The 22957-nt window shown below is 45.6% G+C and carries 19 protein-coding genes; 11 read left to right on the top strand and 8 right to left on the bottom strand.

Features of this window, described 5'->3' with window-relative positions; all coding sequences use genetic code 11:
- Positions 1–4 precede the first annotated feature (4 nt).
- The 5 genes from AC6I7V_RS20500 to AC6I7V_RS20520 are packed head-to-tail and all read left to right on the top strand — an operon-like array spanning position 5 to position 4883.
- Entirely contained in the window at positions 5–487 is a 483-nt protein-coding gene (locus AC6I7V_RS20500) for a tripartite tricarboxylate transporter TctB family protein (RefSeq protein WP_498012575.1), read from the top strand.
- A gap of 11 nt (positions 488–498) precedes the next feature.
- Complete coding sequence (locus tag AC6I7V_RS20505; RefSeq protein ID WP_498012576.1) at positions 499–2166, top strand: tripartite tricarboxylate transporter permease; 1668 nt, start codon at positions 499–501, stop codon at positions 2164–2166.
- On the top strand, positions 2159–3772 hold the full coding sequence (locus tag AC6I7V_RS20510; RefSeq protein WP_498012577.1) for a gamma-glutamyltransferase family protein: 1614 nt from the start codon (positions 2159–2161) through the stop codon (positions 3770–3772). Before AC6I7V_RS20505 ends, AC6I7V_RS20510 begins: the two co-directional genes overlap by 8 nt.
- 8 nt (positions 3773–3780) lie before the next feature.
- Positions 3781–4350, top strand: coding sequence for a chromate transporter (locus AC6I7V_RS20515; protein WP_498012578.1), 570 nt, complete (start codon positions 3781–3783; stop codon positions 4348–4350).
- A gap of 2 nt (positions 4351–4352) precedes the next feature.
- Positions 4353–4883, top strand: a complete 531-nt coding sequence (locus tag AC6I7V_RS20520; protein WP_255232880.1) for a chromate transporter — start codon at positions 4353–4355, stop codon at positions 4881–4883.
- Between the two features lie 297 nt (positions 4884–5180).
- On the opposite strand, the gene katG is transcribed toward AC6I7V_RS20520, so the two are convergent.
- Together katG and AC6I7V_RS20530 are read right to left on the bottom strand one after the other, a co-directional pair.
- Positions 5181–7382 carry a catalase/peroxidase HPI gene (katG, locus tag AC6I7V_RS20525; protein WP_498012579.1) on the bottom strand — a complete coding sequence of 734 codons (2202 nt, stop codon included), beginning with the start codon at positions 7380–7382 and terminating at the stop codon, positions 5181–5183.
- A 322-nt stretch (positions 7383–7704) separates the two neighbouring features.
- On the bottom strand, positions 7705–8400 hold the full coding sequence (locus AC6I7V_RS20530; RefSeq protein WP_032550739.1) for a VC0807 family protein: 696 nt from the start codon (positions 8398–8400) through the stop codon (positions 7705–7707).
- A 324-nt stretch (positions 8401–8724) separates the two neighbouring features.
- Between AC6I7V_RS20530 and AC6I7V_RS20535 the strand changes: the two genes are divergently transcribed.
- The 3 genes from AC6I7V_RS20535 to AC6I7V_RS20545 all read left to right on the top strand — a co-directional run bounded on the left by AC6I7V_RS20535 (position 8725) and on the right by AC6I7V_RS20545 (position 11135).
- The gene (locus AC6I7V_RS20535) at positions 8725–9132 is read left to right on the top strand and encodes a hypothetical protein (RefSeq protein WP_239842598.1); all 408 of its coding nucleotides are present in this window, start codon (positions 8725–8727) and stop codon (positions 9130–9132) included.
- Positions 9133–9385: 253 nt separating this feature from the next.
- Complete coding sequence (locus AC6I7V_RS20540; protein ID WP_498012603.1) at positions 9386–10045, top strand: DUF1007 family protein; 660 nt, start codon at positions 9386–9388, stop codon at positions 10043–10045.
- Between the two features lie 40 nt (positions 10046–10085).
- Positions 10086–11135, top strand: a complete 1050-nt coding sequence (locus AC6I7V_RS20545; RefSeq protein WP_498012580.1) for a nickel/cobalt transporter — start codon at positions 10086–10088, stop codon at positions 11133–11135.
- Between the two features lie 194 nt (positions 11136–11329).
- Here AC6I7V_RS20545 and AC6I7V_RS20550 read toward each other — a convergent pair whose 3' ends face one another.
- Positions 11330–11821 (bottom strand): VOC family protein, encoded by a 492-nt coding sequence (locus tag AC6I7V_RS20550; RefSeq protein ID WP_498012581.1) that lies wholly within the window; start codon positions 11819–11821, stop codon positions 11330–11332.
- Between the two features lie 299 nt (positions 11822–12120).
- Here AC6I7V_RS20550 and AC6I7V_RS20555 point away from each other — a divergent pair, with 299 nt between their 5' ends.
- Complete coding sequence (locus tag AC6I7V_RS20555; protein WP_372068717.1) at positions 12121–12564, top strand: DoxX family protein; 444 nt, start codon at positions 12121–12123, stop codon at positions 12562–12564.
- 25 nt (positions 12565–12589) lie between these two features.
- Positions 12590–13285, top strand: coding sequence for a pirin family protein (locus tag AC6I7V_RS20560; RefSeq protein ID WP_498012582.1), 696 nt, complete (start codon positions 12590–12592; stop codon positions 13283–13285).
- A gap of 89 nt (positions 13286–13374) precedes the next feature.
- On the opposite strand, the gene AC6I7V_RS20565 is transcribed toward AC6I7V_RS20560, so the two are convergent.
- The 5 genes from AC6I7V_RS20565 to AC6I7V_RS20585 form a co-directional block, all read right to left on the bottom strand.
- The gene (locus AC6I7V_RS20565) at positions 13375–14064 is read right to left on the bottom strand and encodes an SDR family oxidoreductase (protein ID WP_498012583.1); all 690 of its coding nucleotides are present in this window, start codon (positions 14062–14064) and stop codon (positions 13375–13377) included.
- Positions 14065–14202: 138 nt separating this feature from the next.
- Entirely contained in the window at positions 14203–14901 is a 699-nt protein-coding gene (locus AC6I7V_RS20570; protein WP_498012604.1) for an IclR family transcriptional regulator, read from the bottom strand.
- Between the two features lie 325 nt (positions 14902–15226).
- Positions 15227–17263 carry a heparinase II/III domain-containing protein gene (locus AC6I7V_RS20575; protein ID WP_498012584.1) on the bottom strand — a complete coding sequence of 679 codons (2037 nt, stop codon included), beginning with the start codon at positions 17261–17263 and terminating at the stop codon, positions 15227–15229.
- Complete coding sequence (gene uxaC, locus AC6I7V_RS20580; RefSeq protein WP_498012585.1) at positions 17260–18693, bottom strand: glucuronate isomerase; 1434 nt, start codon at positions 18691–18693, stop codon at positions 17260–17262. Before uxaC ends, AC6I7V_RS20575 begins: the two co-directional genes overlap by 4 nt.
- 129 nt (positions 18694–18822) lie before the next feature.
- On the bottom strand, positions 18823–20589 hold the full coding sequence (locus AC6I7V_RS20585; protein WP_498012586.1) for a sodium:solute symporter family protein: 1767 nt from the start codon (positions 20587–20589) through the stop codon (positions 18823–18825).
- Positions 20590–21103: 514 nt separating this feature from the next.
- Here AC6I7V_RS20585 and AC6I7V_RS20590 point away from each other — a divergent pair.
- Complete coding sequence (locus tag AC6I7V_RS20590; RefSeq protein ID WP_498012587.1) at positions 21104–22870, top strand: sodium:solute symporter family protein; 1767 nt, start codon at positions 21104–21106, stop codon at positions 22868–22870.
- Positions 22871–22957 lie beyond the last annotated feature (87 nt).

Consider the following 22957-nt stretch of genomic DNA (forward strand, 5'->3'; position numbering starts at 1 on the left):
GGTTATGAATTTAATTAACAAGGACAGTGTTGTTGGTTTAACGCTGCTGTTAGGCTGCGGCCGGTTTATTGATGCACTCGACGATATTGAGCGCACTAACTACGGTACTATCACCTCAAATGTTTGGCCTACGATCGTACTTTCGGTACTCACCGCCTTATGTGCCATCTATTTTCTGATGTCTTTAAAACCGACCCAAGAAGAGCAAGAGTCTTTCAATTGGAGAACTTTCTTTCCACGTAATGTCGTGATCGTATTCACTCTTTTTGCTGGCTTTGTTTACTCATTACCCTACCTTGGCATGCTTATCGGCGGAAGTGCATTTGTATTCCTTGTATTGACGTCGATTGGTCATAAAACCATGAAGTACGTGTTAATTCACCTAGGAATTGCAGTCGGTAGTGTTGCGGTAATGTATGGCGTATTCACTTATGGATTGAGTGTAATGCTGCCTGAAGGCGAACTCATGTACTCACTCATGTATTAAGGAAAGGATTCATGTTTGTAGACGTATTAGAAGCAGCGAGTCAGCTGTTCACATTCGATACCATGTTGTTGATGGCAGCTGGTACTTTCGGGGGCTTATTAGCTGGCTCCATACCAGGTTTTACCATTACGATGGCGATTGTCCTTACTCTGCCGTTCACCTTCGGTATGACTCCAATTCAAGGCTTGGCCACTATGATCTCTGTCATGGTGGGTGGTCTATCAGGTGGTTTGATGTCGGGGATGCTGACAGGTATACCTGGAACGCCATCTTCAATTGCGACGACGTTTGACGGTTTTCCGTTGGTACGAAAAGGTAAGCCGGGTTTAGCATTAGGATTGGGTGTTTGGGCTTCATTTTTTGGTGGTATATTTTCAGCAATAGTGCTGGTGGTATTAGCGCCTCAATTAGCAAATATCGGCCTGGAGTTTGGTCCTTGGGATTACTTTTCTTTGGTGCTTTTTGCCTTAACAATCACAGCAAGCCTGTCAAATGACAGTCTCGTAAAAGGCCTAATCGCTGGCGCATTGGGTCTATTAGTTGCTTGTATCGGAACTGACGACTTGAATGGTGTTGAACGCTTTACTTTTGGAACTGATTTCCTTGTTGATGGCTTTTCATTCCTGCCGGTTCTAATTGGATTGTTTGCTTTTTCTCAATTGCTTGGTGATATTTCCGATAGAAATAAGGCCAAAGAGCCATTAATGAAAGAAACTGGTCAAGCGACTAAGATCAACCACTTTGCCGCTATCAAACAAGTACTTTCAAGTTGGGTGAACCTCTGTCGTTCAAGCGCGATTGGTGTATTTACCGGAATTCTTCCAGCAGCGGGCAGTTCAATCTCAAACGTACTCGCGTACGACCAAGCCAAGAAATCGTCCCAAGAGAAAGAAGAGTTCGGTAAGGGGCACCCAGACGGAATCATCGCGCCAGAGGCGTCGAACAACGCAACGGCTGGTGGGTCTCTAATTTCAATGATGGCACTGGGGATTCCGGGTGATGTTGTTACTGCAGTAATGCTGGGTGCGTTGATGGTGCATAACATTGTGCCAAGTCCAGGCTTCATTAGTGAGCAGCCTGTTTTAGCCAACGGTATCTTTATTGCCTTCTTCATTGCTCACTTCTTCATGGTTGGCTTGCAGTCATTATGTCTTAAAGCATTCGTTCAGGTGACTCGTGTTCCAATGTACACACTAGCATCGGTGATCCTGCTTTACTGTTCTGTAGGCGTGTTCTCATTAAACAATCTAGAAGCGGATATCTGGACACTATTCATTTTCGGTGTGGTTGGTTTCGTCTTGAAAGGCTTGGGCTTCCCATTAGCTCCAATGATTCTAGGTGTTGTTCTTGGCCATATCGCAGAAGTGAACTTCTCTCGAGCTTTATCAACAGATTCAGATCTGATGGTGTTCTTAACTCGCCCTTGGTCAGCATTTTTTATTGTATTGGCTCTGTTTTCATCATGCTTCCCTGCCTATCAAAAAGGTAAACGCAGCAATGCACCATGGGCAGGTTATTTCATGCCAATTATGATGTTCTCTCTTTCTATTCCACTTTTCATGATGGACGGTGTTGTTCGTTCGGTTATCGCGGCGGTTATCGTTGCATCAGGTCTTTATAACCTTTATCAACACGTGAATAGTTTAAAAGTTGTAAAAAAGGAAATTAACAATGCTTAGTAATGATGGATTATCTTACCCATACGCATCACAGCGTATGGCAACTTATGCCAAGAACGGCATGGTCGCTACCTCTCAGCCACTCGCTGCTCAGATAGGCGCAGACATCTTAAAACAAGGTGGTAATGCCATTGACGCAGCAATTGCAACTGCTGCCGCGCTGACAGTTGTAGAGCCAACAGGTTGTGGTATTGGTGGTGATGCGTTTGCCATTGTATGGGTGAAAGACAAGCTTTATGGCCTGAATGGTTCGAGTTTTGCACCTGATGCTTTGACGCCAGAGCTATTGACTCAACAAGGCCACAGTAAGGTGCCACTCTATGGCTGGACGCCTGTGACCGTTCCCGGTATTCCTGCTTCGTGGGCTGCGTTGAGTGAACGTTTTGGTAAGCTGCCATTCTCGGATCTAATGGAGCCAGCAGCAAAGCTTGCTGAAGAAGGCTTCCCTGTGTCTCCTACTATCAGTTTTTTATGGGATAAAGCTGCGCAAACTTTCGAATCTAAATTAGAGGGTGAAGTCAAACAAGCGTGGTTTGAGATGTTTACTAAGGACGGTAAAGCGCCGACACCTGGTGAGCTCTTCACAAGCCCAGGTCATGCAAACACCTTGCGCGCGATTGGTAAGACTAAAGCGAACTGTTTCTATCACGGTGAAATCGCAGATAAGATTGATGCTTTCTCACAAAAGACAGGTGGTCTAATCCGTAAGTCGGATCTTGAGCGTTATGAGGTTGAGTGGGTGAACCCAATTAAGGTCAACTATAAGGGCTATGACGTCTGGGAAATCCCGCCGAATGGTCAGGGTATGGTGGCGCTGATAGCTCTTAACATGCTGAAGAATGAAGAATTCAAGAGCCGGGATGATTTAGAAACTATCCATAAACAGTGTGAAGCGATGAAGCTTGCCTATGTTGATGGTCAGGCGTACATCACACAGCGTGACAAGATGTCGGTATCTGTTGAAGGACTGCTGTCGGATGAATACGCACAGACGCGTCGTAACCTGATTGGTGGTAAAGCCATTAGACCTACCATTGGCAAACCTTCTGCAGGCGGAACGGTATATCTAGCGGCTGCAGATAACGAAGGCAATATGGTGTCATTTATTCAAAGCAACTACCACGGATTCGGTTCTGGTGTTGTGGTTCCAGGGACGGGCATCGCGCTACAAAACCGTGGTGAGAATTTCTCACTTGATCCGGCTCATGACAATTACTTACAGCCAAACAAGAAGACCTACCACACCATTATCCCTGGCTTCATTACTAAGGGCGATCAACCTGTAGGGCTATTTGGTGTGATGGGAGGCTTCATGCAGCCTCAAGGCCATATGCAGGTTGTGATGAATATGATCGACTTTGGCCTTAACCCACAAGCTGCACTGGATGCGCCACGCTGGCAATGGATGGGCGACATGAACATAGGCCTTGAGCAAGCGATGCCAAGTCATATCGTGACAGGCATGCTGCGTAAAGGCCACAAGGTTCAAGTAGCGTCGGATTACACCACTTACGGACGTGGTCAGATTATCGTAAAAGACCCTCAGACGGGCGTATTGTGCGGTGGCACAGAAGCACGTACTGACGGCTCAATTGCAGCATTCTAGAGGCAATCATGAAAACACAAATTGATTTGTTTAATGCCTTTTTCCGCATTGGCGTATTTGGCTTTGGTGGCGGCCCGACCATGATTCCGTTGGTCCACAAAGAAGTGGTTGATAACTACAAATGGATGGAAGACGATGAGTTTTCCAACGTGCTCGCGATTGGCAATACACTCCCTGGTCCTATCGCGACCAAGATGGCCGGCTACATAGGCTACAAAGTCGGTGGGGTTGTTGGCTGTATCAATGCCGTTGTGGCGACTATTGTTCCGTTGATAATCGTGATGATTGCGGGGCTTGGCTTACTAAACGAATATCGTGACACTCCTTGGGTTGCGGGTATGGCACAAGGTGTGGTGCCAATCGTAGCTTGGATGATGACAAAGCTGTGTTACGACTTTTTTATTAAAGGACATAAAGCCGTTGGTGCTTTGGCAACGGGTACATTAGCGCTAGGTTCATTGGGGCTTATTCTAGGCTTGGGTGTTCACCCTGGTCTTATTGTGGCGGCAGTCTTGATTGCTGTCTTGGTGAAGCCAGAAAAGAAGGCCGAACTAGAAACTACTAAGCAGAAGGGATAATTATGCAGGTTTATATTGATATCTTTCTGGCTTTCTTTATTCCAAACATTGTCGGCTATGGTGGTGGTCCTGCGATCATCCCTTTGATTGAGGCCCAAGTAGTGGGTCACTATGGGTGGATGGATGCAACGCGTTTCGCAGAAGTGTTGGCGTTAGGTAATGCGCTGCCAAGCCCAATTGCGACTAAGATGGCAGGTTATATTGGCTATGAAGTTGGCGGATCTTTGGGTGCGTTTATTGCGGTATTTGCCACAGCAGCGCCAACCATTCTTATTATGGTCGTTGCTATGAGTATTTTGTTTAAGTATCGTAATTCTCCAAAAGTTAAAGCCTTGAGTGCGTGGGTACTACCTGTTATCGCAGCACTAATGGTTATTCTTAGCTACAAGCTTGTGATGTCTGGCGTAGAGGCCGGGATTGGTCATTTTGTTTTGTTGTTTGTGTTTGCAGCCGTTGCCTTAGAGAAACTAAAGCTTCATCCAACTTGGGTAATCAGTGCGGGTTTAGTATATGGAGCGTTAGTTTTAGGTTGATGCCACGATCCACATTATCCCGCCCTAAAATAGGTGGGTAACTTCCAGTAGGCCAACAACTAGCTAGGTTGGCCTTTTTTAATGCGAGAAGTATTTACTGCTCAATAATCTCCCTTTTCATTGCTTCGATGATCCGCTCATACATCATAAAATTTGTTAAATGCTCGGCTATATTTGGACATAAAAAGCCCCCCAATAGTTGATGCCCAACTATTGGGGGCAGTTTACTGTTGTGTAGGGGTTTGTTTACGATAGGGGCAGGTGTTTCACTGCCCTTATTCTTTCTGAGCCTAAACCTTAGTTCAGGTCAAAACGGTCTGCGTTCATCACTTTCGTCCATGCAGCGATAAAGTCTTTTACAAACTTCTCTTTTGCATCGTCACATGCGTATAGCTCAGCGAGCGCTCTCAACTGAGAGTTAGAGCCGAAGACTAGGTCTACACGTGTTGCTGTCCACTTCTTCTCACCCGTTGCTCTGTCTGTGCCTAAGTAAGCGCTATTGTTTGGACAAACAGGTTTCCACTCAGTCGCCATATCAACTAGGTTTACGAAGAAATCATTGCTTAATACGCCAACCTTATCGGTTAGTACACCGTGAGGCGTATTGTTGTGGTTCGCGCCCAGTACTCGCAGCCCTCCGATAAGAACCGTCATTTCTGGTGCTGATAGACCAAGTAGTTGCGCCTTATCTAGCAGCATCTCTTCTGCTGGTACGCTAAAAAGCTTCTTCGCAAAGTTACGGAAACCATCTGCCTCTGGCTCAAGAACAGCAAAAGACTCAGCGTCAGTGTGCTCATCTGAGGCATCAACGCGGCCACCTGAGAATGGTACATCGACATTAAAACCACCATCTTGAGCTGCTTTCTCAATCGCAGTGTTACCCGCCAAAATGATCAGGTCAGCAATAGAAATACCACGGTCGTTGGTGTTGAATGCCGAACGAACAGACTCGAGTTGGGTCAGTACCTTGTCGAGCTGTTCTGGTTGGTTTGCTTCCCAATCTTTTTGAGGAGCCAAACGGATACGAGCGCCATTTGCACCACCTCGGTAGTCTGAACCTCGGTATGTCGATGCACTAGACCATGCTGTGTAAACCAGTTCGGATATCGTTAGGTCAGTTGCTAGAATCGCTTGTTTCAGCTCTGCGATATCGCTGTCTGACAGTGCACCAAAGCTTGCTGCTGGCAGTGGGTCTTGCCAGATCAAATCTTCTGCTGGAGATTCTTCACCCAAGTAGCGGCTCTTAGGACCCATGTCACGGTGCGTTAATTTGAACCAAGCACGAGCAAATGCGTCAGCAAATTCTTCAGGATTCTGGTGGAATCGCTTCGAAATCGGACCGTAGATTGGGTCCATACGCATCGCCATATCCGCAGTGGTCATGATGGTTTTCACTTTCACAGAAGCATCATGCGCTTTCGGTGCCATGTGTTCTTCAGTCACGCCAATCGGTTCCCATTGCCACGCACCTGTCGGGCTTTTCACTAAGTCCCAATCATAGCCAAATAGCATGTCGAAGTAGCCGTTGTCCCATTGAATTGGGTTTGGCGTCCAAGCACCTTCAATGCCGCTGGTGGTTGTGTCGTCACCTTTCCCGCTGCCGAAGCTGTTTTTCCAGCCAAAGCCCATCTCTTCAAGTGGTGCTGCTTCTGGCTCTGGTCCCATAGCGGATTCAGGGCCAGCACCGTGCGTTTTACCGAAGGTATGACCACCTGCGACTAGTGCAACAGTCTCTTCATCATTCATACCCATTCGAGCGAATGTATCGCGAATGTCTCTTCCTGATGCGAGGATCGTAGGCTCACCGTTTGGACCTTCAGGGTTTACGTAGATTAGACCCATCTGTACCGCAGCAAGCGGTTTTTCAAGCTCGCGGTCACCGGAATAGCGCTCATCACCTAGCCATTCACTCTCAGCACCCCAATAGATGTCTTCTTCTGGTTCCCAAATGTCCTGACGACCGCCAGAAAAACCGAAGGTAGGTAGACCCATTGACTCGATTGCAACGTTACCCGCAAGAATAAATAAGTCTGCCCACGAAAGGCTATTGCCGTATTTTTTCTTAATAGGCCACAGAAGGCGACGAGCTTTGTCTAGGTTACCGTTATCTGGCCAACTGTTGAGTGGTGCAAAGCGTTGGTTGCCCGTATTGCCGCCCCCGCGTCCATCTGACGTTCGGTAGGTTCCTGCTGCATGCCATGCCATACGGATCATGAATGGGCCGTAGTGACCATAATCCGCTGGCCACCAATCTTGCGAGTCTGTCATCAGCGCTTCAAGATCGGCCTTTACAGCTTTTAGGTTCAGAGCTTTAAACGCTTCAGCGTAATTAAAGTTTTCATCAAGCGGGTTCGACTTGGTGTCGTTTTGGTGGAGGATTTTTAGGTTCAATTGGTTAGGCCACCAATCGACGTTTTTTGTTGCTTTACCACCAAGGGTTGTATTACCGCCATGCATAACTGGGCATTTGCCCGCATTACCATTTTGCTCACCGTGCATATCTATCTCCTGAATGCGACGAAGTTAATAAATAACCAACCTTAAACTCGATTCGTGAAAGGGGGGTTATCTATCCAGTTTGAGTTATTTGTATTATTAATTAAACATAACCATAAAATAATTATGGTTATATGTCTATACATTAAGAATGGCATCAAAACGGCAAAAAAGCAGATCACTTATTTCTATTTCTTTGATAGAAAAATCCTATTGATCTGTTGTGAAGGGTGGTGGGCAGGTGAGTTGGGGTGTTTAACTAAGATAAAAAAACGCCTCAAACGAATTGTTCCGTTTGAGGCGTTATGTTGTTTAAATTAAACCGTTACTTAGTGTGAAAAATTTGCTCGGTCTCTAAGTGAGTCATTGCGCGCACTTGACGCCAGATGTAGTAAAAAATACCAAACATCATCAGCATGCTTGGGATTGCAATCGCTGGGTAGCTGTAAAGAGTGAGTTTGCCTAGCTCTTCATTAAACGCTGCTGTGCCAGCAGGGCTAGTTACAATCCACGTTGCTAAGAAGTAGTTCATTGCTGAAGAGAAAGCGAACGTACTTGCGAATAGGTAGTTTGAAGACATTAAGCACCGATCAAAGGCTTCTTTTTTGCCGTTGGCTTCAAGACGTTCATTGATGAGCGGTAGGTTAAGCACGCTGTCGTTAAGAAGCATTTTTTGCATCAATGGGTAACGAGTAAATGTTGAGCCCAAGACTGCTAAGCCGATAAGCCCCGGGATCAAGGCTTCTTTAAGTGCTAACCAACGAGTGTCTAGCTCAAGTAGGCCAATCCCCCCCGTTAATAAAACGCTAATGAAACCAAGCGCTGCGATGAAATTGAATTTCTTGTTACGGATAAGATCCATACCACCGTAAATGACAGGGAATAGCAAGGCAACAACTAGCGCCATTGCGGTGCCTAAGTGTTCTTCGCCACTAAACTTCATCAAGATGAAAGATGGAATAAATACGTTAAAAAGGATCTCGAATAGGGGATTCGACTTTTTTTCGGTCGTGTTGTTCATAATGCTGTATTGACTCGGTTATATCGCTGCTAGTTACTTCATTAGAAGTTTCGATTGCATGGCAGCAGATGTAAAGTGTTCATGCGTCGCGTTGTGTAACGAGTTATGAAATATTTGCGGCCATTGAGCCATAAACTGAAGAGTCAGGCAAGGATACTGGGTTAAAAGTTGTAAAGAGAGGCGGATAAAGAAACGTGGTCAGCATACTTCATAGATGAAACTCAGAAACTGTCCGTGAGGTTACTGGTCTGGTATGAATCTGCTGTTGCAGCCTGTCCTTAATGAGCGATATCATATGCCTCTTTTGTTCGCCAAGGTTTCACGATGTCAGACGAAGAATTAGCGCTAGAGTGGATGCGCCAACAAGCTCATAAAATCGACCCATACGTTGAAAACCCAACTTTCGACGAATGTGCAGAGCTGCTTGAACCTGCTTTTAAGAAAGGTAAAACGATTGGTCAGCTAAAGTTTCTGTTAGGCGAAGCAGACCGAAGAGCAGGTGCGGCAGAACGTAAGCACGCAGCACTAAAGTATGCAAAAGAAAAGAGCCCAAATGCAGGGCAAATTTTGCGTTTGCAGAGTAAACTGCAGCAAGTTCAACTGGCGCTCAAGTTAGCGACGGGAGACAACAATATGACCATCTCTCAGTTCTGCGCCGAATATGAAGTGAGCAAGCGAGATGGAAGTACGGCTTGGCATGAGAAATTAGTACAACAGGGTAAGAAGCGATAGTTTCGTTTAGGTTATTCGAAAAGCCACCGATTTATCTGACATTACGATAAATCGGTGGCTTTTTTAGTTTTGGTCTTTCTATTAAAGACAGCTTTGCTATATAGCTTTAAGTTTCGTATGAGAATGAGTGGTGTGAACATCACGATAATTGTTATATTATAACATCATCTAAAAGCCGTAAATGTTCACCATGAAACCTCAACTTCTATTTATCCATTCCTTTTTGCACGTTGTGTCTCGCCTCATCGATTGTATGGTGCAGCTGCGCCCTAACAGATTGGCTTTCTCTTCTCTTGCACTGCTCTTGTGGGCGCCTAGTTTGCAAGCTCACCCTCACTCCTGGATTGAAATGAAAACCCATATAGAAGGGGAGAATGGGATGATCACTGGCCTATCGATGGAGTGGTCGTTTGATGCCATGACCTCTATGTATATGCTCGATGGTGAAGACATAGCCGCAGAGAGTGAAGAAGAGACTTTTAAGAAGCTTGCGTCATCTGTGATAGACAACATGATGTATGAGCACTACTTCACTTACTTCTATGATGGTGAAACGCCAATAAAATACGCCATAGCCGAGAATGCTAAGTTTGAGCGAGATAAAGCGAAACTCGTGATGACTTTCGATCTGCCCCTCTCTATGCCTAAGGCGGTGAAGAGAGATGCCCTACGATTACTTATTTTTGATCCAAGCTATTTTGTTGATATGTCGTGGAACTCTAGGAGCGACGTCAGTTTATCACCTGATTTGGAAAGGCAGTGCTCACTTAAGTTGGTTGAACCTAACCCGACGCCAGAGCAGATGAGTTATGCGATGTCGTTGTCGGTTGATGCTGACCCTGATAACACGTTAGGTCAGCTATTTACTCAATCCATCGAACTTAACTGTGCAACAGTCACCGATTCTCAGTGATGCTGTTGGTAACAAATGAAGAATTATAGGTTCTAATCCAATGCAGAAAAGTCAATTTAAAACAAACCACTGCCTGATCGGGGCCGGCGCAGCGCTGCTTGTGATTGTTGGTCTCTACCAGCTTTGGACAATGTGGCCGTCTTTGGTTTTATCAAGTATTCAGTGGCAAAGAGAAGTAAACGCTCAACTTGCTGATTTACTCTATGAAGCAAATTCTTCACCTTGGGCTGCAGGGAGTTACTTAATTGGTTTTAGTTTTGTTTACGGTATGCTTCATTCACTGGGACCTGGACACGGCAAAGTGATTGTTTCGACTTACTTAGCAACGCATCCCACAAAGGCTAAAGCGAGTTTGGTGCTTACTGTCGTTTCCGCATTATTGCAGGCATTGGTTGCGATAATGCTGGTTAGTGTTTTGATCTGGGGCTTCAACGCATCAATGCGCGTGGTGAATGATAAAGCAAATATGTTTGTTTTATTGAGTTTTGGTTTGGTTGCTGCTGTTGGTGCTTTGATCTGTTGGAAAGCGCTGCGCAACATCTATCAAACTATGCGAAAACCTAAACTTAAAGTGAAAGCCATTACTGGCTTCGCGACGAGTGGACAGTCACCGCTAACAATGCAAGCGCCAACCCAAAACTCGATAAGCATTCAAAAGCCAGCTGCTCATACGCATCATGCAGACTGTGGATGTGGCCACCAGCATGTCGCTGACGCAGAAGCAATTAATAAAGCTTCAACCTTACGAGAATATGCTGGGATTATCGTGACCATTGGCGTAAGACCGTGTACTGGTGCGGTTATGGTACTGCTGTTTGCCAATGTTGTTGGTATGTATTGGATGGGCGTATTGAGTGCGTTGGCGATGGCTGTCGGCACCGCGTTGACCACTTCGCTGATCGCCATAATGACGCTTACTGGAAAACATTTAGTAAAACGTTATCTATCGGCAGGTAATAAAAACGGTAGCGAAACATGGAAAGTTGCCGGCCATTACTTGCAGCTGTTTGGTGGAATGCTACTAATCGTTATCGGAACTCTGCTTCTAAATGGACAACAGAGTGGCATGTCGCCTGTCTTTACGATGTGATTTTGGATTCTATGTCAATGGCATTGTTGCGGGATGCCACCTTGGGCGAGGAAGTGACGTGATAACTATCAATCTATTGCGCTTAAATACGACGAACCCATTGATGACTTAAAGTGTCACCAAAAGATCGAAAATGCCCATTAGCAATAGTCGCTAATGGGCATTGAAAAGTCGTTCATTTCTGAGTTAGGAAATTACTCGTAATCTGAAGCGTAGGTGTCTTCGTAAGAGTGTGAGTAGAACTCAAATAAGTTACCAAACGGGTCTTCTAGGTAAACCATTTGTGCTTGCTTAGCGTCGTCTTCTGGGTGGTAGCGCATGATGTCCATACGTACTTTACCGCCATACTCTTCAACACGTTGGATTGCTGATTCAAACTGCTCTTTTGGTAGTTGTAGGCAGAAGTGGAAGATGCCTAGACGAGAGAAGTCAACGTTATGACGCTCTTCACGGTCAACCATTTCGAACAGCTCTACGCCAATACCATCTGATGTTACTAGGTGAGCAATGTTGAAACCTTTGAAACCTTCACCAAACACAGCAATACACATACGACCAATTGCTGATTCACGCTCTTCCATCACTTTGGTGTTGTTCATTACAATGCGAAGACCTAGCGCTTTCGTGTAGAACTCTACCGCTTTGTCCATATCGCCAACCATGATACCAACGTGATTCATTTTCATATTCTGCTCCAAAATCTGTCTAGATAAATTGTCTTTTCTTCAGCATTTCGCTTCGATGGAGAGAATAATAGGGGTTTACTTTAATTAAATGAAATTATCATAATTTATATTAATAATAATTTTATGTTATCAGTTTGATTCGAGAAATAGTTCAATGAATCTTGTTCGAAAAATTTGAATTAATGCATCAAAACTACCGGATTCTTTCTGTTAGCCGTGCCGCCTAGACTGTTCATCAACAGCTGAGGGAGAGCAGTTAAGCGACCTCACATTGATCGAATAACTTTAAGGACACAACTATGAAAGCACTTATTCAAAAACTCGCACAATCTAACGCTGGCTTTGGTGCACTGGCACTTCGAGTACCCGTTGGTGTTATCTTTATGGCACACGGCGCTCAGAAACTATTTGGCTGGTTTGGTGGTTATGGCCTTGAGGGCACAGGACAATGGATGGCATCAATTGGACTTGGCCCTGGGATGTTGATGGCCTTCTTGGCAGGCAGCGCAGAGTTCTTCGGTGGCCTATTTATTCTTTTAGGGTTGCTTACACGTCCGGCTGCGGCGGTACTAGCGGTAACCATGTTAGTGGCTATTTTCTCGGTCCATTTTGAAAACGGTCTGTTCATGTCAAACAATGGTTACGAGTTTGGCTTAGCACTGCTTGCCGCAAGTGTCTCTTTGGCGTTCTCGGGCGCAGGGAAAGCAGCAATTGACGAAATATTAGCTAAAAAATTGGCTTAAGCCGGAAGCTGAAGGGGAAATCATTATGATCACATTACGTCATGCAAACGATCGAGGAACAGCAAACTTCGGTTGGTTAGATAGCAAACATACATTCTCATTTGGTCACTACTACGATCCAAAACACATGGGGTTTTCGGCGCTGCGTGTGATTAATGATGACCTAGTCAAACCGGGGGCGGGCTTTGATACTCATGGTCACCGTGATATGGAAATCATTAGTTATGTCCTTGAGGGTGTGATTGAGCATAAAGACAGCGAAGGTAATGTACAAACGCTACCTGCTGGAGAGTTCCAACTCATGTCTGCCGGCAGTGGTATTTATCACAGTGAATACAACGGTTCACAGAGTGAGGACTTAAAATTCCTACAAATTTGGATTCAACCAAATACCTCTGGTAACAAGCCGGGTTACCAACAGAAATATTTTGGTAAGAACACTGGCCTTACGGCTATAGTAACCCCCGATGGTCGCGATGGTACCTTACATATAAAACAAGATGCTTCACTGTTCCAACTTATCCTTGAACCGGGACAGAGTATTGAACTGCCGATTGCCAATGACCGGAAGGTGTATGTTCATCAAGTAACAGGGCAGCTATCGGTTGATGACGTACTTCTCGACGTAGGAGACGGCGCTAAAGTGGAAGCTCAGAATCAGGTGAATTTTGCTAACCAATCAAGCGAGTCAGTAACGGCATTGGTGTTTGATCTGCCGTAGTGAAGTACTCACCTCGATCGTCAAGTCAAAAAGAAACCGCCCCGCAACTCAACAATTTGGGGCGATTTTCGTATTTCAAAGCTAGAGGATTACCATTCAACCTCTGAACCATCGAATACTTTGAAACTACCAGACTCTTCGAACGGCAGGGATTCCGCAACAGCGATAATCCCTGAGACGCTCTCTTGAGCGGTAAAAGTAGCGTCTGTTCCACCCATGTCTGTTTGAACCCAGCCTGGGTGGACCGCGAGTGTTTTTACTCCGTACTCTGCAAGGTTTCTCGCTGCAGAGACTAGGATCTGGTTGAGCGCAGCTTTAGACGTTCTGTAGCTATACATGTTACCAGAACCATTGTCGCCAATACTGGCCACTCGGCTAGAAATCCCAACGATAGTTTTTAGCTCGCTTGAAGCGACATTGTTTCTCAATGCTTGAATGATCAATGCAGGGGCGACGGTGTTAATGTTCAACACTTCTAACCAATTAGATTGTGTCATCTCGCCAAGTGTTGAGCAGTTTTCTCCCAATACGCCTGCATTCAGAATTAGGTGGTCAATGGCTCTATTTTGGAGGGACTTGCCCAACTGATTGATATCTTCCTCTATAGTCACATCGAGCTTTATCAATTCAACGTTGGCCGTGTGTGACAGCTCTACTAAATTCTCAGCACTCTCTGGCGAACGACAGGTGGCAATAACATCCCACCCTTTGTTTAGATACTGTTGTACAAATTCCAGTCCTAGCCCACGATTTGCGCCGGTAATTAAAACAGTCGACATTTCTTATCCTCAATTTATTGCTTTGATGTCGATTATTCTATTGGACGTCGATACCAACAGGCGTCAAGGTAACAATTAACGCCTATATATTCGATAATGTCGAACGGAGAGGTAAGCGAGCGAACAATCTTGCCTTGATCATTTACTTAGAAACAGGTTAGCGAAGTGCTCCAACCGAGCTTGAGTGAGTTCTTTGGCATCGCCACTGACACCCGCGACAGCAACAAGTTCACCTTCTTGGTACAAAGGAATTGCAAGACAGTGTAGATTTGGTTCAGCTTGCTCCAAGTCGAGTGCGAAGCCTCGTTTTTTGACTTTTGCTAGCTCTTTTTCGAGTTGCGACGACACCTGCCCTTTGAGTCTTAAGTGACGCAGTAGAGAGTCGTCGAACGACAGGAATACCTTTCCTATTGCTGATGATATGAGCCCCTCTCGTTTACCACGGGGGCTGCGAATGGTTAACGGGTTGTTCTTCTCAACTGCATCGATGTACAGATACTCTTGCGCGCCGCTTTGGACAGCGAGATAAGCAGTGTTGTCTGTCATTTGTGCCATACGTTCAATTAAAGGATAGAAGTGTGAACGGATCGCTTCGTCTTTTTGTTCCAATGGCTTTGAAAGCTCTCTAAAGCGTAAACCTAAACCATACCCCGCTTTGTTTTTTGTGACATAACCGAGCGAGTGCAGTGTCGCGAGTAAGCCATGAGCTGTGGTTTTGTTGAGTCCGACATTTACACTGATCTCTTGAAGGGATAACTCTGTTGAGCTTAGAGATAGAGTCTCGAGTATTAAGAAAGTGCGCTCTACTGACTGAATGTTGCGTGTATTACTCACGATATGATTTGTCCTTTTAAACAACTCTTCGCGACTTGCGTTATCGCTGCGATTATATCTGACTTTAGCTTAGAGGCTTTAGAATAGAGGTTATAACACTAAACGAATGTAAGGGAGTTTGTCCGCTTTCGTAGATATCCTAAGAGTTTTAGCTCCTTTATAACTAATGTTTTTCTGAAGATTCTCTCATTGTAATAACTGAGGTCGCAGTAATTTTATATGTTTGAAATCATCCCAATAGACTCCAACTCTCGATTGGAGTTCCAAGTTACATAAGGTTTTCATAGAACTGAAGCCAGCTCTCTGTGGAAAGAGCTGGCTTTATCAATTAACTGAATGTCAGTTTCTCGTGTTCAGGGTGCCAATTGCGAGTTCGCAAAGAATGCGAACGCAAGTTATAGGTGATGGTCGTTTTGTTACCATCTTGATTGATACTGAATGTGATTTCAGTGTCGCTCCAAGAGACGTCTTCAAGTAGAAGCTCAGCGCTTTCCGATAGGTCGTGTAGCACCAAGGTGTTTAACGCGGTCGCATTAGAGCGAATCAAGGTGTATGCAAGGTTTGAAGTCGCAGGGTTATCTGGCGCTTCACCAATCAAGACATCACATGGCGAACTGAATACCATTCTCTGGCTAAATGGTGTTTGTCCTTCAATGGTATAGCGATGGGAGTGTGCTGAAACCGAGCTTAACTGACGTGTATTTGTCATCCGGTTGAGTGCGCCCCGCAACGGGTTAGAGCAGTTCTCAAAGTTATCCGTGTCGGTATGCTCACCGCGAACGTGGTAGGTCAAATCCAACTGTTGTTTATGTGGATTGGCGATCAGGTTGGTTTCAACATAGGCTTCGCCAACACAGAACAAGATACGTCTGAACATAACGTTCTGATATGCCTGACTATCCCATTGCTCAATGGTGTGACTATCGACTTCCGCTGGTGGTTGGTTCCAATCGGCAAGCGTATCAATGACTTTGCAAATCGGTGAGTCAGAGAAGTGAAGCAGTATAGGGTCGATTGGCGATTGATTCTGTTGATTCACGACGAGAGTGTTATGCGTAGCGGTATTCTTGTAGTAGCCGTAGTGCAGCTCTGCGCCATACCCGGTGGTGCCGAGATCGGGCAGGATCTCCTTGCCATTGCGAACAATGATCAAGCCCAATCGATCGTAGTGATCGTGTTCACCGCCATACGGACTGTGCTTGAGAAGTAGCGAATGATCATTGCTCTGGTCGTAATGAATCGTCACGCCTGCTTGAGCGGTATGGATAGATTGACATTGCAGTGGCTCCGCCTTTGGCAGTTCATCGACACCGTAAAGTAATGCGTCGATGTTATCTCTAGAGATGTTTTGATAGACGTTGGTTAGAACACTCGCAAATTCATCACAAGGGTACTGCGCGTAGGCAAACTCAAACAGGTGTGAATGAGTAATACGCTCTTGGCCGGCAATGCAGTCATTGAGACGCGGGAAGTCACCGGTATTCAGTACTAAGTTGAGAGGGAACTTGAGCATCTTCAGAAAGTTAGGGTTTGAGCTTGCTGAATGAGGCGTCGAGTAGGCGATCTTTTCAAAGTTCAACAGCGCTTGTAAGGCGTAGTAGTGATAGTGAATTGAGCCTTCAAACCACATCCCCTCTTCTGAGCAGCCGTGGTTGAGTTGATAGTGGATACCGTAGTCAGTATTCAGAGCAAAATCGATGTAGCGGCTCTCTTCTAAGATAAGCCCGATTACACCAATCGTGGCGTTGATTTTCATCTCATGGTTGTGGAGCTGGTCAGTTCGGTACTCCATCAAGAACTCAGCCCCTTCACGAAGCAGGCGCTGTTCGATGTACGACTGCTCGTCCGAAGTCAGTTGCTCACGAATGAAGTCATAACCGCGAGCAAGATCTAGGTGACAGTTTGCCTCGCATAAGGTTTGTGCATTGGCTTTACCGGGGCCGTTGTAAGGGATACCGCCATGAACTTCGTAATCCGGATAGTATTTAGCGGATTGGAGTAGGATGTCTTTTACCTTATCGAAGAAACGTTGCTCACCGGTTAGATTCCACAACAAGCCAAGATCGTAGCACGCTTTTGCATTCAGGCCATTTAGCCATCGCCACCAAGCGCCGTCATAAGGTTCACCTGTAAACTCTTTGCCGTCAACAGGACAGCAGTGCGAGAGGGGCTTTTCACGATCCCACGTTAGGCGGACGCCATGTTCAGGGCAAAAGTAATAGAGGTTCCAAGTCGCACGACTATCAGGGGGAACCAAGGTGTCGCTATTAAGCACAACACGATTGTCTTCTATTAGTTGGGCGATGGTTTGCTCAGAAGCGCGCTGTTTGATGGATTGGATTTGTTGTTCGCTAAACTGGATCATTGAGCATCCCCTGTGAGTTCGGATTGAGGAAAATTAAAGTAGCGCTCTGCGTTGTAATAACAGATGTTTTCGATGGTTTCTTTGAGCAGAGCGTCATTATTTGGAAGCTCGCCATTCTCAACCCATGAGGCGAGTTGGTTGCAGAGTACACGGCGGAAATATTCGTGACGACTCATGGAAAATACATTGCGAGAATCGGTCAACATACCGATGAATTGCCCTAGAGCTCCTAAGTTCTTTAATGTGGTGAGCTGCGCTTCCATGCCGTCTTTGTGGTCGTTAAACCACCATGCTGCGCCAAATTGGATTTTTCCAGCGGCGGAGTCGCTGTCTTGAAAAGCTCCGGCAATACAACTGAGTAACGCATTGTGATTCGGATTGATGCTGTACAGTACCGTCTTCGGTAGCTGGTTGGTTAAATCTAATTGACTGAGAAGTTTGGTTAGATTTTCGGCAATGAGGCGATCATTCATCACGCTAAATCCGGTGCCACCGCCAAGCTCTTGTTTTCTGCGTTCGTTGACATTAACCAGAACGCCTATATGGAGCTGCATTGCCCAGCCACGGCTGTGATAGTGTTGACCTAATTGGTTGAATAGATAAGAGCTAAGCTGTGTGCTTTCGGTATCTTTGAGGACTTGCCCGGATAGCAGTTTCTCAAACAGTTTCTGAGCCGTATTGTCTGAGCAAGGAGCAAAATTCACCTGAGTGAGCCCAAGATCGGACAAGCGGCAGCCAGCGTCATGAAATGCTTCGACTCGCTTTGAAATCGCGTTGAGGAAGTCATTGATGGAGGCAATATGAAGAGTAGTGATTGTGCTCAATGTATCAATCATATTGCGAAATGCAGTTGGCGAGTCAAACGCAAAGAGTTCGTCTGCTCTAAATGTAGGAAGCACCTCAACGTCAAAGTCGGACTCGGAAATCAGTTGGTGATAGCGAAGATCGGAGAGCGGTGAGTCTGTCGTGCAAAGGGCAGTGACGTTGCACTGCTTTAATACATTCTGAGTTGTGAGTCTGGATGTAGAAAGCTCGGCTTCACAGTGTGACCAAATAGCATCGCAATTGTCTGGGTTCAATATTAGTGAACAATTGAAGAATCGCTCTAGCTCTAGGTGAGACCACTGGTAAAGCGGGTTGCCGAGTAGGTAAGGGGCCGTTTGACACCACTTTGCGAACTTTTCCATATCGGAAGCGTCGCCAGTTATATAGTGTTCTTCAATTCCATTGCTGCGCATCGCTCGCCATAAATAATGATCACTATGCAGCCAGCATTCAGCGATGTTACTCGGACGGTGGTTTTCCCAGATCTGCTTTGCATCTAGGTGATTGTGATAATCAATAATCGGCATGGCTTTGGCATAGTCATGAAACAAGCGGCGAGCCAAATCTGAGGTTAGAAGAAAATCGTCATGGATGTATTGGTTCATGGGTTTCATCTCGAAATATTTTTTGAAAACTCAACAGTGACATTGGTTACAATGATGAAATAGGTCACTGGTCGCTAACGGTTTGCTAAACGCAAAATAGGGGCTGGTGGCCAGCCCCTTGTCGTTACGTTAACTTTGAGTTTGCACCTTGAGTACTTTGGTCTCTTTGGCGCTTTTTAACAGTAAAGCGCCTACGGTTAGTACCACGCCGCCACAGAACAAGAATGCCATGCGACCCCAGAATGGATTTGGTATCAGTACCATAGCGACAACCAAAACACCGAAGATTAAGATGAGCTTACCAAGCATGCTGCGCTGCTGGCGGTCGACCGCATCTTGTCCCTCTTCCTCGATAACAGGGGTTGCCACATCCGTCCAAAACTCGTTAAGTTCTGTTTTACGTTCGCCTTGTGGCTCTTTATAGAACTTAGTGGTTAGGCAGAAGAAACCGCCAGTGAACACAAGGTGACCAATGATGCCATTCATTACCGTTAGGTCTGATGCCTCGCGACTGGTGAAGCCGCCCTTGATACCGAGTAGGTTCGCGATGACATCTGGTGTGATAACAAAGCTCACCATGTAAGAGACCACCATACCGACAGCTAGCGTTGCCCAAGCTGCCCAATCTGGTGTCTTCTTAATGAACATGCCGAAGAACAGAGGAACTAGGATAGGCATTTGTAGCAATGTACTTACGTACATCATGGCATCAAATAGGCTCAATCCACGAAGCGAGTTGATGAATAGAGCTACCGCGATAATCAGAGCGCCAAACACCATGGTGACGCCCTGGCTGACACGCATCAGTTTTTTCTCAGATGCTTTCTTGTTGATGATTGGACTGTAGAAGTTACGAACAAAAACACCCGCGTTACGATTGAGGCCTGAGTCCATTGACGACATGGTTGCCGCAAATACCGCTGACATAAGCAGACCGACCATACCGACAGGCATCACACGTTCAACGAATACCAGATAAACCGCATCCGCTGCTTTGCCGCCAAGCGCGTCTGCGTGGGCTAGTGCAGCATCAGGGTAAAGAACCGCAGTCACCCATGGCGGCATGAACCAAATCGCAGGACCTATTAGCATAAGAACAAAGGCTAGCAGTGCCGCTTTACGCGCATTGGTCGAGTCTTTGGCCGTCAAGAATCTGTATGAGTCTTGCATGTTGTTGATGTTTTGAAGCTGTTTAACAAACATGAAAATGAACCATGCCACGAACAGTAACGGGTAGTTCATGTTCGCACCCATAATTGAGTCTGCTGGGAACTGTTCAATTAGATTACTCGGGCCTCCAATTTTTATAAGGGCTGCAACGGCACACACGACGGTGACCGCCATAATGACGACCATTTGCACAAAGTCGGACGCAACCACACCCCAAGAGCCGCCTATAACGGAAATAAACAGAACAATCAGACCGGTCACAACAATGGTTGTCTCAATATCGATTTTGAATACTGCACTAACGAATAGCGCTAGACCGTTGAGCCAAATACCCGTGTAAACGATGCTGGTTGGCATGGTTGCCCAAGTAAAGACTTGCTCGTTTGTCGTGCCAAATCGACGTCGTACACCTTCTACTGGGGTTACAACGCGCATTTGACGGAAACGGTAGGAGAAAAACAACCAAGAAAGTAGGAAGCCGAATGCGTTGGCCATGAAAATGACCATGATAGGGAAACCATCGGTAAAGGCTTTGCCTGCTGCTCCAGTGAACGTCCATGCACTGAATTGGGTCATAAAGGCTGTGGAGCCCACCATCCACCACAGCATTTTGCCTCCCCCACGAAAGTAATCGCTGGTTGAGTTGCCCGCTAGACGCTTGAATATGACACCTACAGCGATCATGAAGACGAAGTAGACACCGACAACAACAATGTCAATATTCATAACACTTACCTCTAAAGTTAAATTGATTAATTCGAAAAAATAAAACGATGGTTCAATATTGCTTTAGGTAGGTGTTAATTACCAAAAAAACTGTGCGCTTTTGTGATGAATGAAACGGTTTTTCATTTTTTTATTCGGATTGATGCTTTTTCTTTCATGGTTTATATCTAACTTAAAGAGCTCCCCCAATTTTGCCTTCAATGAGTCTTGGGTGTGGTTATTACACAGGCAGTAATAGACTCGTACTTTTCTTTTATGTTGCTCGTTAACTACACAGTACGGACTCATTTGTGGACGCCTATTTGACCTTTTTACAACTGTATCAGTAACGCCTGGTTGTGCATGTTGCGCATTCTTTGACCGCGTTAACATAAAACAACACGCCCAGAAATAATTAGTTACATAAGTCACATAATGACCTAAATGAGCTTTATAAAAACACCATTTACCAAATAATGAAACGGAGTTTTGAAAATTAATCTTGAAAAGTAAAGAAATGTAAAAGGAGTTCAGAATGAATGTCGATATGCTCGTCGTGGGCGTTTACTTTATCTTCATGATAGCGATAGGCGTCATCTTTAAGCGCTTTGCGGGTAGTTCCACCAGCGACTATTTCCGAGGCGGCGGTAAAATGCTGTGGTGGATGGTGGGCTCCACAGCCTTTATGACCCAATTCAGTGCATGGACGTTCACTGGAGCAGCAGGCAAAGCCTTTACCGATGGTTTTCCTATCATGGTTGTTTTCATGGCCAACGCATTTGGCTTCCTACTTTCTTGGTTGTTTTTCTCCTACCGTTTCCGTCAAATGCGCGTTGTAACCCCTATAGAGGGGGTCCGTCGTCGCTTCGGTGGCACCAATGAACAGGTATTTACTTGGGCAACCATGCCAACCAGCATCGTTTACACGGGTATTTGGCTCAACGGTCTAGCACTTTTCGTAAGCGCGGTATTTAAAGTGGACATCGAGACAACCATTGTTGTGACCGGCCTTATCGTTCTATTCATTTCTGTAATTGGCGGTGCTTGGGGTGTGGTTGCGTCCGACTTTGTGCAAATGGTCGTCATTATGGCGGTCACCGTCGTGTGTGCCGTTGCTGCTTTAGTTAAGATTGGCGGTCCAACAAACCTTATTGAGCAGTTTCCCGCTGATTCAATTATGGGATCAGATATGAATTATCCATTACTGTTCGTGGCATGGTTCATCTTCATGTTTGTTAAACAGCTTCAAAACATCAACAACATGCAAGACTCATATCGTTTCCTAACTGCGAAAGACTCGACCAATGCGCGTAAAGCCGCACTACTGGCGTTTGTTCTTATGCTAATAGGTCCTGCAATTTGGTTCCTACCACCTTGGGTAACGGCAGTCATGTACCCAGATGCAGCTACTGTTCATGCTGCAGAACTGGGTAAAAAAGCTGCGGATGCGGTATATCTAGTGTTCGTAGAGAACGCAATGCCTGTTGGTATGGTTGGCCTGCTTATGTCTGCGGTATTTGCAGCGACTATGTCGTCAATGGATTCAGGTCTTAACCGTAACTCTGGCATCTTTGTTCGCAACTTCTATGCGCCAATCCTTGATAAAAAGGCTGACGACAAAAAACTAATGCGCGTAAGCCAAATTGTCACTATGTGTTTTGGTGGTCTCATTATTCTCGTCGCACTGTTTATCAACTCGCTTCGTGGATTGAGTCTATTTGATGCCATGATGTACGTGAGTACATTGCTGCAGATGCCAATTCTCGTACCACTATTTTTCGGTATCTTCATTAAGAAGACACCAGATTGGGCTGCATGGGCGACACTGGCCGTCGGTATCGTGGTCTCTTACCTAGTTAGCTTTGTGATTACGGCTGATGTGGTGGCAAACTGGCTGAACCTAGATACACCATTTACCGGTCGTGAAGCGAAAGATCTTAAGGTGCTACTAGGCATTATGGGTCACCTATTCATCACTGGTGGTTTCTTCTGCCTCACAACTCGATTCTACAAAGAGCCAGTGGGTGAGCGTAAGTCTGAACTGACGGAGTTCTGGAATGATGTTGCGACTCCAGTTGTAGAAGAAGCTGGTCAAGACGAGCTAGATCGTCAACAACGCAATATGCTAGGTAAATTGATTCTTGTATTTGGCCTTCTAGTGACACTAATGGTACTTATCCCTAATCCATTCTGGGGACGAATGGCCTTTGTCTTCTGTGGTGCGGTCATTGTGACCGTAGGTAGTTTGCTTCTTAAGAGTGCCAAACAGGCGGATAAGCTAACAGCAAGTAGTGCCACATAGCCTGATTAACCCCGATTGAGGAGCTACGCAGTTCACAGTAGCTCCTTTTTTTAACCAGTAATGAAACGAAGTACACCTTAAACACGG

It is taken from the genome of Vibrio sp. KUL70 (genome assembly GCF_059725515.1).